12 protein-coding genes are annotated in these 11,172 nt (G+C 27.4%); 6 read left to right on the top strand and 6 right to left on the bottom strand.

What is annotated here, in order from left to right; all coding sequences use genetic code 11:
- The 5 genes from AMN84_RS01830 to AMN84_RS01810 form a co-directional block, all read left to right on the top strand.
- Positions 1-244, top strand: a 244-nt coding sequence (locus AMN84_RS01830; RefSeq protein WP_179850689.1) for a riboflavin kinase, incomplete at its 5' end; no start/stop codon positions are given.
- Positions 237-2,978 carry an isoleucine--tRNA ligase gene (gene ileS, locus AMN84_RS01825; protein WP_075482874.1) on the top strand — a complete coding sequence of 914 codons (2,742 nt, stop codon included), beginning with the start codon at positions 237-239 and terminating at the stop codon, positions 2,976-2,978. The genes AMN84_RS01830 and ileS, both read left to right, overlap by 8 nt.
- Entirely contained in the window at positions 2,941-3,456 is a 516-nt protein-coding gene (gene lspA / locus AMN84_RS01820; RefSeq protein WP_075482872.1) for a signal peptidase II, read from the top strand. Before ileS ends, lspA begins: the two co-directional genes overlap by 38 nt.
- Positions 3,449-3,760: a DUF3035 domain-containing protein gene (locus AMN84_RS01815; protein WP_075482870.1), complete on the top strand. Its 312-nt coding sequence runs from the start codon at positions 3,449-3,451 to the stop codon at positions 3,758-3,760. Before lspA ends, AMN84_RS01815 begins: the two co-directional genes overlap by 8 nt.
- Positions 3,760-4,944 carry a glucose-6-phosphate isomerase gene (locus AMN84_RS01810; protein ID WP_075482869.1) on the top strand — a complete coding sequence of 395 codons (1,185 nt, stop codon included), beginning with the start codon at positions 3,760-3,762 and terminating at the stop codon, positions 4,942-4,944. The genes AMN84_RS01815 and AMN84_RS01810 overlap by 1 nt, the downstream gene beginning before the upstream one ends.
- Here AMN84_RS01810 and rsmD read toward each other — a convergent pair.
- The gene (gene rsmD / locus AMN84_RS01805; protein WP_075482867.1) at positions 4,912-5,478 is read right to left on the bottom strand and encodes a 16S rRNA (guanine(966)-N(2))-methyltransferase RsmD; all 567 of its coding nucleotides are present in this window, start codon (positions 5,476-5,478) and stop codon (positions 4,912-4,914) included. The genes AMN84_RS01810 and rsmD overlap by 33 nt on opposite strands.
- Entirely contained in the window at positions 5,475-6,740 is a 1,266-nt protein-coding gene (purD, locus tag AMN84_RS01800; RefSeq protein WP_075482865.1) for a phosphoribosylamine--glycine ligase, read from the bottom strand. The genes rsmD and purD overlap by 4 nt, the downstream gene beginning before the upstream one ends.
- A 24-nt stretch (positions 6,741-6,764) precedes the next feature.
- Between purD and AMN84_RS01795 the strand changes: the two genes are divergently transcribed.
- Entirely contained in the window at positions 6,765-6,959 is a 195-nt protein-coding gene (locus AMN84_RS01795; protein WP_075482863.1) for a DUF2093 domain-containing protein, read from the top strand.
- A 4-nt stretch (positions 6,960-6,963) separates the two neighbouring features.
- Here AMN84_RS01795 and AMN84_RS01790 read toward each other — a convergent pair whose 3' ends face one another.
- The 4 genes from AMN84_RS01790 to AMN84_RS01775 form a co-directional block, all read right to left on the bottom strand.
- A complete protein-coding gene (locus AMN84_RS01790) occupies positions 6,964-7,821 on the bottom strand; it encodes a lysophospholipid acyltransferase family protein (protein ID WP_075482861.1) in 858 nt (285 codons plus the stop codon).
- A complete protein-coding gene (gene lpxK, locus AMN84_RS01785; protein WP_075482859.1) occupies positions 7,818-8,756 on the bottom strand; it encodes a tetraacyldisaccharide 4'-kinase in 939 nt (312 codons plus the stop codon). Before lpxK ends, AMN84_RS01790 begins: the two co-directional genes overlap by 4 nt.
- On the bottom strand, positions 8,753-9,988 hold the full coding sequence (locus tag AMN84_RS01780; protein WP_075482857.1) for a 3-deoxy-D-manno-octulosonic acid transferase: 1,236 nt from the start codon (positions 9,986-9,988) through the stop codon (positions 8,753-8,755). The genes lpxK and AMN84_RS01780 overlap by 4 nt, the downstream gene beginning before the upstream one ends.
- Positions 9,988-11,172: ABC transporter ATP-binding protein (locus AMN84_RS01775; RefSeq protein ID WP_075482855.1), on the bottom strand; the 1,185-nt coding region annotated here is incomplete at its 5' end. The genes AMN84_RS01775 and AMN84_RS01780, both read right to left, overlap by 1 nt.

The following is an 11,172-nucleotide window of genomic DNA, read 5'->3' as shown; positions in this document are numbered from 1 at the left end:
TTCTATAAACAAAAGGAAATTAAAAGGCATCGCAAATATTGGATACAGACCAACATTTAATCAAAAAAAATTAGTTTTAGAAGTAAATATATTTAATTTTTCTGGAAATCTTTATAATAAAAATTTATCAATAGAATTTATAGAATTTATAAGAGGTGAGAAAAAATTTAATGGAGTACCTAACTTGAAAAAACAAATTAAAATAGATTGTAAAAAAGCAAAGGCAATATTATTGAATGAGTAAAATTTCTGTAAATCTTCCTAAAACATCATTTTCAATGAGAGCTAATCTTCCTTTGAAGGAACCTGATCTGATTGATTATTGGAACAAAATATCACTTTATGAAAAGCTTCGAGCAAACAGCAAAGGAAATGAAAAATTCGTTTTACATGATGGCCCACCTTATGCAAATGGAAATATACACATGGGAACTGCTTTAAATAAAATTTTAAAAGATATTGTTACAAAGTTTCATCAAATGAATGGAAAAGACTCTGTATATGTTCCAGGATGGGATTGTCATGGCTTACCAATTGAATGGAAAATTGAAGAGCAATATAAAAAGAATAAAAAAAATAAGAATGATGTGCCAATAGTTGAATTTAGAAAAGAATGTAGAGATTTTGCAAATAAATGGATCGATGTTCATAAAAAACAATTTCAAAGATTAGGTGTTATCGGAGATTGGAAAGATTATTATTCGACTATGAGTTTCAAAGCTGAAGCTCAAATAGTTAGGGAGTTAGCCAAATTTCTAAAAGAGGGTAGCTTGTACAAAGGTTATAAACCCGTCTTATGGTCTACAGTTGAAAAAACTGCCCTTGCAGATGCTGAAGTAGAATATATGGATCATATTTCTGATACTATTTACACTTCATTTCCAATTAAGAAAACTTCAAACAAAAGTCTAGAGGGTTGCGAAATTATTATTTGGACTACAACTCCATGGACTATACCAGCCAATAAGGCGCTAGCTTATAACAAAGATATTAGCTATCAAATAATTAAGATTGAAGATGACGGTAGTTTCAAAAATAAAAAAATTGTTATAGCTCATGATTTACTAGAGACAGTTTTGAAGGAATGTGAGATAAAAAAATTCGAGAAACTTGACAAGTTATCAGGAAAAGAATTTAAAAATATAATTTGTAGTCACCCTTTAGAAAAAGAAGGTTACACTCACGATATTCCAATGTTAGAGGCGAATTTTGTTACAACAGAGCAGGGTTCTGGAATAGTTCATTGTGCACCAAGTCATGGACCTGACGATTTTAACTTATGTATTAATAATGGAATTCAGGCAGTTGAAACAGTAGATAACGATGGAAAATACACAAAGAATATTCTGAATTTCGAGGGAATACATGTTTTTAAAGCAAATCCAATCATTATTGAAAGTTTAAAAAAAAATAACAGATTACTTTCTAATGGAAAATTAAACCATACTTACCCTCACTCTTGGAGGTCAAAGGCGCCATTAATTCACAGAGCAACTCCTCAGTGGTTTATATCTATGGAGAGCCACGGACTTAGAAAAAAAGCATTAGTTGCAATTGATAAAACCGAATTTTATCCTAACAAAGGAAAAGAGAGACTTAAATCAATGATAGAAACTAGACCAGATTGGTGTGTTTCTAGACAGAGAGTTTGGGGAGTTCCACTGCCTATATTTATCTCTAAAAAAGATGAAAAGGTTTTAGTTGATGAGGAAGTCTTTAAAAACATTGCTAATATTTTTGAAAAAGAAGGTTCAGATTGTTGGTTTGAAAATAACAAACAAAAGTTTCTTGGAAAAAAATATAACGAAAATGATTTTTACCAAACAACAGATATTGTAGAAGTATGGTTTGACAGTGGATCTACTCACTCTTTTGTATTAGAACAAAGAGAAGATTTAAAGTGGCCCGCATCTCTTTACCTTGAGGGTTCTGATCAACACAGAGGCTGGTTTCACTCTTCTCTTTTAGAGTCTTGCGGCACAAGAGGTGAAGCACCTTTTGAAGCTATTTTATCACATGGTTTTGTTGTAGACGGAAAAGGGCTAAAAATGTCGAAATCTCTTGGGAATGTAATTTCGCCTGAAGAAATCTTGAAAAAATATGGTGCAGATATTCTCAGGATTTGGGTTGCAGCATCAAATTATGCTGAGGATTTAAGGATAGATCATAAAATTTTGGAACAGCATGCTGACGCTTATAGAAAACTTAGAAATACATTCAGATATTTATTAGGTAATTTAAACGATGAACTAATTGAAGTTGATTTAGATAAAATCAAAGTTGATACATTGCCAGAGCTTGAACAACTTATGCTCCATAAATTGTATAATTTGAATGAAAGCTTCATGAAACATTTCAATTCTTATAATATTCATCTTATTTATAAAGAATTACTAAATTTTTGTACTGTTGATCTTTCATCTTTTTATTTTGATATTAGAAAAGACACTTTGTACTGTGATGAAAAAAGTTCAAAAAAAAGAAAAAATTGTCAGTTACTATTGAACATCATACTAGATAGCTTGCTAAAATGGTTTGCTCCCATATTATCTTTCACCACTGAAGAAATATTTAAGTTAGTAAATAAAAATGATAGTGAAAAAAGTATTCATTTGAAAAAATTAAATATATTTCCAGAGTCATGGAACAATAAAAAGCTAAAACAAAATTGGCAGAGGATAATTGACATCAGAAATGAAGTAAACTCAAGCATTGAAACTATGCGAGCTGAAAAAATTATAGGATCGAGCTTGGAAGCAAATATCGAAATTGAGCTAGATGAAGAAAATTATAATCTGGTAAAAAGTTACGATTTTTCTGAAATATGCATTACTTCATCAGCAAAAATAACTAAAACAAATAAAAAAGAAAATTCAATAAAAGTAAATACTGTTAAAGCAGAGGGACAGAAATGTCCAGTTTGTTGGAAAATTAATAAAAATGGATGTGAGAGACATTCAAGTTCTAATAAAAATTAAGGTGAATAAATTTTTACTTAACTCAGCATTTGTTCTTATTCTTTTTTTTATAGACAGATTTTCCAAGGTTTACGTCATTGAACTTGTAGAAAAAACTGAGATTTCAGAAATATATATTACTTCTTTTTTAAACTCATATTTAGTTTGGAATACCGGAATAGCTTTTGGATTGTTTTCGTTTTCAAATGAATTTACTTATAATTTATTTACAACACTTATCGCGTTAGTAAATTTAATAATTATTTATTTGGCAATTGTTACAAAAGACTTCAGAAGATATTTTTTTTTATTAATTTTGGGTGGGTCTTTTGGAAATCTTTTCGATAGGCTTTTCTATGGATCGGTACCAGATTTTATTGATTTTCATATAGGTAATTTTCACTGGTTTATATTTAATATAGCTGATATCTTTATAACTGTGGGTATTATTTGCCTTATTTTAGCTGAACTATTATATAAAAAACAAAGAGATGTCTAAAAAACTTTTTTTACTAATTCTTATTTTTTTCACAACAGCATGCCAGTCAATTAAGGATGGACTAAGTGGAAAAAAATATGAGAATAGCGATGAGTTCTTAGTTATAAAAAAAAATCCCTTGGTACTTCCACCAGACTTTAATTCACTTCCAACTCCTGAAGATGTAGTGACTTCCTCAAAGATAGAAAATATTGAAAATGAAATTGATGATCTCCTAAGTTCTATAAAAGATCAAGAGGAGGAAATCCAAACTACTGAGGAAAATGATACTGAGAATTTTGTACTCGAAAAGATTAACGAATAATGTTTTCAAAAAATTTTAAGGTTCAAAATTTTAAAACCAAAAAAAATGATATTGAAAAGATAAAAAAAAAATTTTTTGAATTAACGAAAAAAACTTCAAAAACTAATGTTGTTAAGTCTTTTTCAAAAAATTATAAATATTCTTTTGATGAAAATAAATTAAATAGATTTAAAAAATTTAACTCTATTAATATTTTTGGATTAGGGGGTTCCTCTTTAGGAATAAAAGCGATTTATAATTTTCTAAATTCAAAGGTAAAAAAAAAGGTTTATTTTTATGATAATCTTACACCAAAAGTACATGAATCAAACAAGAATAAAAAATTAGATATAATTATATCAAAATCTGGGAACACCCTCGAAACAATAGTAAATCAAAATATATTTTCTGTAAGTAAAAAATTATTTATTACAGAGTCACAAAATAATTTTTTAAGAAAAATAGCTAATAAACTTAAAGCAGAAATAATTGAACACAAAAATTTTGTTGGAGGCAGATACTCTGTGCTTTCTGAAGTCGGAATGTTACCAGCTAAACTTTTTGGTCTTAATATTAACAAATTCAAGAAATATGATAGCTTGATATTAAATAAGAAGTTTTTAGATACACTTATTAACAACGTAGGTTCTATTCTTAACTTTTCAAAATCAGGTAAAACTAATTGTGTTATTTTAAATTATGATGAGGACTCAAAAAGTTTATTAGAATGGTACCAGCAGCTTGTGAGCGAAAGTTTAGGAAAAAAATCTAAAGGTATTTTTCCAATTATTTCTGATATGCCCAAAGACAACCATAGTATGATGCAACTATTTTTAGATGGGAATAAAAATAATTTTTTTACTTTTTTTGATGTACAAGATACAAGTTCAAAATCATTAAAACATAAAAATCTTTTAAATGAATTACGTTATTTGAAAAATCATAATATTAAATCTATTATGAATGCTCAAAAGGAAGCAACAAAAAATATTTTTTTAAAAAAAAATATTCCTTTTAGAAGTTTTGAAATATTTAAAAGGAGCGAGGACTGTCTTGGGGAAATTTTCACATATTTTATGCTTGAAACAATTCTTTTGGGTAAAATGATGAGTCTTAATCCTTTTAACCAGCCCGCAGTTGAAATGGTTAAAAAAGAAACAAAAAAAATGTTATTAGGAAAAGTTTCCAAATATAAATTTAGATAAACCGTAATTTTTCAATTTCAAAATTTTAAAATTTATTGGGAAATTATCGATGGAATTTTTTTTTCTATGGATTAAAATTATACCATTTTTTTCAAGAATATTAATATTTTGAATATCTTTTAAAAGATTATTTAATTTTTTTTCTTTGAATGGTGGATCACAAAAAATTATTTGAAATTTTTGATTTTCCTCAAAAGTATTACTGTTTATTTTAAATGCATCAATATCTAAAATTTTTGATTTGTTCTCGTATTTAAGACTTGAAATATTATTTTTTAAAATCTTTAAAACTGAAGGATAATTTTCAAGAAACAATACAAATTTAGAGCCTCTAGAGATACACTCTAATCCGAATGAGCCAATTCCTGAAAATAAATCTAAAACTTTACTATCTTTGAGCTGAAAATCGACGAAGTTGGCGTGTGTTAAAATGTTAAAAATAGATTCTTTAGCCATATCTCTTAAAGGCCTAGTTGTTTTATCGTTTGGCATAATTAGTTTTTTTCCTTTATCAGAACCTGAAATTATTCTCATATTTTAATCACTTTATTACCGATATCTGCTCTGAAATAACCATTCTTCCAATTTAATTTTTTAATTAAATTTATTGCTTCATTTCTACATTTCAAGAAATCATCTGAGGTTGAAACAAAGCTTAGTACTCTTCCACCATTTGAAATTATACCAGTTTTTGTTTTTAATGTACCAGCATGAAAGATATTTTGATTTTCAAGTAGTTTGAGTTGCTCCAAATCTTCAATTTCAATATTGTTATCAAATTTTTCTGGGTAGCCTTTTGAGCATAAAACTATACAAATACTTTTAAATTTAGAAAAATTTATCTTTGATTGATTTAATGTGCCATCACAACATGATATAAATATATTCATTAAATCTGTGTTGAGAGTTGGTAAAATTGTTTGACACTCTGGATCTCCCATTCTTACATTAAATTCTATTAAAAAAGGTTCATCATTTTTAATCATAAGGCCAATGTATAGAAAACCTTTATAGACTCCACCATGCTCATTTATTGCATTTAATGTTGGTTCAATTATTTTTTTTTTAATTTTTAATTCCAAAGCATCGTTTAAAAGTCTTGATGGTGAGTAACAACCCATCCCCCCTGTATTTTTACCTGTATCTCCTTCACCAACTCTTTTGTGATCTTGTGCTGAACCAAAAAACTTATAATTTTTTCCATCAGTTACAATAAAATAACTCATTTCTTCACCGTCTAAAAATTCTTCAATTAAGATTTGTTCGGCAAAACCAAATTTACCGTTAAAGATTTCTTTAGCAGCTACTTTCGCCTCATTAAAATTTTTACATATATAAACACCTTTTCCAGACGCAAGGCCGTCAGCTTTTATAACGATAGGAAAATAACTGTTCTTTAAATAATCTATTGTTTCAGTTAAATTTTCACAAATTTTGAACTTTGATGTTGGAATATTTTTTTTTTGACAAATTTTTTTAGTGAAAATTTTTGAACCTTCAAGTTTTGAGGATATTTTGTCTGGACCAAACACTCTTATCGATTTTCCTTTAAAATGATCCACAATTCCATTTACTAATGGTTTTTCTGGACCAACTACTAACATCTTTATATCTTTTCTTAAGCAATATCTTTCCAATTCAGGAAAGTTATCAGTATTTAAATTGACGTTCTGAGCAATCAAATTTGTACCCGCATTACCAGGAAAACAAAAAATCTTCGAAACTTTTTTCGATTTATTAAGTAAATAACAAATCGCATGTTCCCTTCCACCACTTCCAATAATTCCTACATTCATCTATAATGATCTTATAACTTATAAATGAAAAATAAATTAGCTAAATTAAAATATCTACCAAATAAGTTTGAAATAATTGAGTCAGGCGATCATGTTATTTGCGCGGTATCTAAGCAGAAAATATATCTTCATAATCTAAATTATTGGAATGTGGAACTTCAAGAGGCATATTTTTCCTATAAGGAAGCTCAATTAAAAAGAGAAACAAAGATTAAGTGAAAAATCATTTCCATCTATCGTGTGACCATATCCATTGAGAAGGATTTCTTTTAATTTTTTTCTCTAACCATTGATTAAGTTTAAGACTGATCGAGGTATCATCTGCGCTCTCCTCGATAATTATTTGCTCATCAAAAGTAATCTTAAAATTAATTTTGTTAAATCTCTCAATATGCACTGGTTGTATTTTACATCCAAATTTTTTAACGAATTGGGCAGGGATAGTTGTTGTAAGTGCAGGATGATTAAAAAAATTTATCTCTTTACCCTCACTTACTCTTTGATCAATCATAATTGCAATACTCGTACCTTGTTTAAAAAATTTTAAAGACTCTCTTACTCCATTTATCCCTTTCTTAATTTGATTTTTACAAATATGTTTCTTACGAAGCGGTTCCATTATTGAATTAACCATTTTGTTATTTAAAGGTCTATAAATTGCTGCCAAATTCACACCTGCTTTTTCAATTACCATAGCCATTAACTCAAAATTACTGAAGTGAGCGGAAACAAAAACAACTGGTTGGCCTTTTTTAATTTCTTCTAATTTTTCGATATTTTCAATTTTAATATATTTATCTAAATCACCTTTTCTAAAACTTGGAATATAGGGATATTCGGAAAATATTCTTCCATAATTACCCCACATTTCTTTTGTGACTTTTTTCATTTCTTCAGGACTTAAAGAATTATCAAATTTTATTAAATTATTTTTAATTATTCTTTTTGATCTTAAAAAAGGACCAACTGTCTTTCCAAGTAAATACCCAACCTCTGATGCAACTTTATATCCTAGTAGTTTAAATAAAGTGAAAAGAAAAATAATTAAAATATATTCAAACAAATATCTTATAAACTTCATAACTTATCATTTAAGTATTTATAAAATTGTTTTTCTTGATCAATCAACAATTCAATCTTTAAAAAATTTATATTTTTTCTAAAATTCTTTTTAATTCTCAAATAATCTTTCTCGGTTGTTAATAATTCACAACCTTTAATTCTCGCTAAATCTTTTAACTTTTGTAAGTCTGATTCTTTATAGTTATAGTGGTCAGGATACTTTTCGTACCCATAAAATTTAATTTTCATACTTTTAAGGGTATCAGAGAAAGTATGAGGATTGCCTATACCACTAAATATTAAAAATCTTTTTTTTTTTAATTTGGAGTGATTCTTAGGGACGTATTTCCCTCTAAAAACTTTTATGTTTGGATTTATACTTTTAACCCTATCAATAAAATCTTTAGATTGTTTATTAAAGTTTCCATTTATAAAGACTACATCATAATGCTTAATACTATTTAACCTTTCTCTTAAAGGTCCAGCTGGAATTACTAACCCATTTCCATCCAATTTTAGAGAATTAAAACAAACAATTTTTAAATCATAATTTATTGTTTTTTCTTGTAACCCATCGTCAAAAATTACAACTTGAGCCTTTTCATGTTCAGCTTTTAATAAAGATAATTCTCTTGTTTTTTCAAAAATTACTTTATGTTCTGTCTCTAAAAGTTTTTTTTCATCTATTTGTGAGGTATAATTTTTTTTTATTATAATAGTTTTAAATCTTTTTTTAAAATGACTTGCAAGGTTATTTACAAGTGGTGTTTTCCCAGTCCCACCAATATAAATATTTCCAACACAAATCGTTCTAAAATCATAATAATTCTTTTTCATTTTACTATTTTCATAATAGTTTTTAATTATTACGATCAATGATAGTGGATAGAGCAACATTGAAATTAAATTTGGGTAACCTTTTTTATCCCAAAATTTTGGCTTATAAAATTTCATATGATAACTTTTTTCAATTCATTAAAATTTTTTTTAAGAATTAAATTTCCAATTTTTTTGAATTTTTTTATTTTAATCAAATTATTTTTTTTTTTAAATAAGCTAAAAGCTTTTCTTTCCAAATCGCTACTGCCAGATACTCTTACTGATAACTTTTCTTTTTCCAACATTTTATAAACATCTTTAAAATTAAAGGTATAATCCCCATGCACAATATTACAACCAAACCTCAAAGCCTCTAAAGGATTTTGACCTCCCTTTGAGACTAAAGAACCACCTAGAAAAACAATATTACTTATTTTATAAAATGATTTACTTTCCCCATAGCTATCAACTAAATAAATATCACAATTGTTTACAATTTTTTTTTTTTCACTATGTTTTACAAACCTCAATTTTTTTTTGTCCAACATTCTTGCAATCTCATTTACTCTTTCTATATGTCTTGGGATAATGATTGTCACTAAATTAGGTATTTTTTGTTTATATTTTATATGCAAATTAGCAAAAATTTCCTCCTCATTATTGTGAGTGCTCGCTGAACATAAAACTGTTTTTTTTTTGAAGAATTGATTTTTTATTTCTTTAGTTTTATCATTCTCATAACTAATAAATTTAAGATTTCCCAAAAATTTTAATTTTTCTAAGCCTAATTTTTTAAAGTATAGAAATGTTTCTTTATTTTGAGGATATATATAATCAAATTTTTCTAATAAACTTCTACCAAAATATCTTATTGAAAACCATCTCTTGAACGATGTCTCACTCATCCTTGCATTGATTAAAACAACTCTAATTTTTCTTCTTTTTAATTCTGAAATCATTGTAGGCCAAATTTCAGACTCTGTAAAAATAACATATGATGGCCTCCAATGATTTAAAAAGTTTTTGATTATGTAAATATTATCTAAAGGATAAAACTGATGTAAGGTTTTTTTGAATTTAAATTTTTCAAATATTTTGGATGAACTGAGCGTTGAGGTAGTAACTAAAATTCTTTTTACACTCGTTATTTTTTCAAATTCTTTAATCAGTGGAACAATACTAAGAAACTCACCTACACTAGAACAGTGGAACCAAATAAGTTTACCTTTGCTCCTTTTCTTTTTATTTACAGAAAATTTTTCAAAAAACCTTTTAGGATTTTCTTTTTTCTTAAATATTCTATAGATGATTATTAATGGAGATAAGATAATAACTACATATACTAAAAAATTATAGATTATTCTCATTAACTTTTTTGAATTTGTTTGTCATAAAAATTTTTGTATATTTCAGAATTTTTTAATAAATCTTGATGTTTGCCCTGACCTACAACTTGACCTTTTTGTATGACATAAATTTTATCTGAACTTAAGATAGTTGAGAGCCTGTGGGCTATAACTATGGTTGTTCTTCCTTTCGTCAAATAACTAATTGCACCTTGAATTTTTTCCTCGGTCTCAGCATCTAAAGATGAAGTTGCTTCATCGAGAAGTATAATTTTGCTTTTTTTAAGAATTGCTCTAGCTATTGATAACCTTTGTTTTTCACCGCCGGAAAGTCTTATTCCATTTTCTCCGATTAATGTATTAAATTTATTTGGTAATGTGCTTATAAACTCCGAGGAATATGATAATTCTGCAGCCTCCTTTATTTGATCATCTGTAGCATCTAAATTTGCGTATTTAATGTTATTTAATACAGTGTCATCAAACAGAGTTGTTTCTTGGCTAACCAAAGAAATATTTTTTCTTAATGATGAAAGCCTTCTTTTATAAATTGATTGGTTATCTATTTGTATATCACCACTTGAAGGATCATAAAATCTAGGAATTAAGTTTAATATTGTTGTTTTTCCAGCTCCACTTAGCCCTACTAGTGAAGTCATCTTTCCACCGGTGAAATTGAGGTTAATATTTTTAAGTACAATTTTCTCAACATCACTATTATAACTAAAATTAATATCGGAAAAAATAATATTGCCATCACTTAATTTTATTTCATCTAATTTTTTATCATCTGTAATTTTTTCCTTCATGTCTATAATTGGCAAAATCCTTCTCGCACCAGCTAAACCTTGGTTAATCACTATATTTAGTGTAGCTAGAGCTCTCACTGGTTGATATGCCAACATCATTGCTGCCAAAAAAGAAAAAAAATTGTTTATACCAAGTTCGTCTTTGATTATCAGATTGCCGGAGTAATAAATTAAAATTGCAATCATAATTCCAGTCAACACCTCCATAATTGGAGAAGATCTAGCATAAATTTCGTTAAGTTTTTTCTGCCTATTTTTGTGCTCTTCAAGCGATTTATCTGCCCTAGATGTCTCATAAGTTTCTTTCTGAAAAATTTTAATCAACTTGTGGTTTTTGAATATTTCAATTAGATATGTAAAAAGTATTCCTGCTTTTTCCATTGCTTCTGTAGTAAC

It is taken from the genome of Candidatus Pelagibacter communis (genome assembly GCF_001180105.1).
GTDB classification, from domain to species: domain Bacteria; phylum Pseudomonadota; class Alphaproteobacteria; order Pelagibacterales; family Pelagibacteraceae; genus Pelagibacter; species Pelagibacter ubique_K.
The sequence above is the reverse complement of the archived record's forward strand: the minus strand, read 5'-3'. Positions and strand labels throughout refer to the sequence as shown.

Excerpts from the sequence above, each read along its gene's own strand:
- ileS (WP_075482874.1), top strand. The coding sequence starts at position 237 with ATGAGTAAAATTTCTGTAAATCTTCCTAAAACATCATTTTCAATGAGA.
- lspA (WP_075482872.1), top strand. The coding sequence starts at position 2,941 with ATGGATGTGAGAGACATTCAAGTTCTAATAAAAATTAAGGTGAATAAA.
- AMN84_RS01815 (WP_075482870.1), top strand. The coding sequence starts at position 3,449 with ATGTCTAAAAAACTTTTTTTACTAATTCTTATTTTTTTCACAACAGCA.
- AMN84_RS01810 (WP_075482869.1), top strand. The coding sequence starts at position 3,760 with ATGTTTTCAAAAAATTTTAAGGTTCAAAATTTTAAAACCAAAAAAAAT.
- rsmD (WP_075482867.1), bottom strand. The coding sequence starts at position 5,478 with ATGAGAATAATTTCAGGTTCTGATAAAGGAAAAAAACTAATTATGCCA.
- purD (WP_075482865.1), bottom strand. The coding sequence starts at position 6,740 with ATGAATGTAGGAATTATTGGAAGTGGTGGAAGGGAACATGCGATTTGT.
- AMN84_RS01795 (WP_075482863.1), top strand. The coding sequence starts at position 6,765 with ATGAAAAATAAATTAGCTAAATTAAAATATCTACCAAATAAGTTTGAA.
- AMN84_RS01790 (WP_075482861.1), bottom strand. The coding sequence starts at position 7,821 with ATGAAGTTTATAAGATATTTGTTTGAATATATTTTAATTATTTTTCTT.
- lpxK (WP_075482859.1), bottom strand. The coding sequence starts at position 8,756 with ATGAAATTTTATAAGCCAAAATTTTGGGATAAAAAAGGTTACCCAAAT.
- AMN84_RS01780 (WP_075482857.1), bottom strand. The coding sequence starts at position 9,988 with ATGAGAATAATCTATAATTTTTTAGTATATGTAGTTATTATCTTATCT.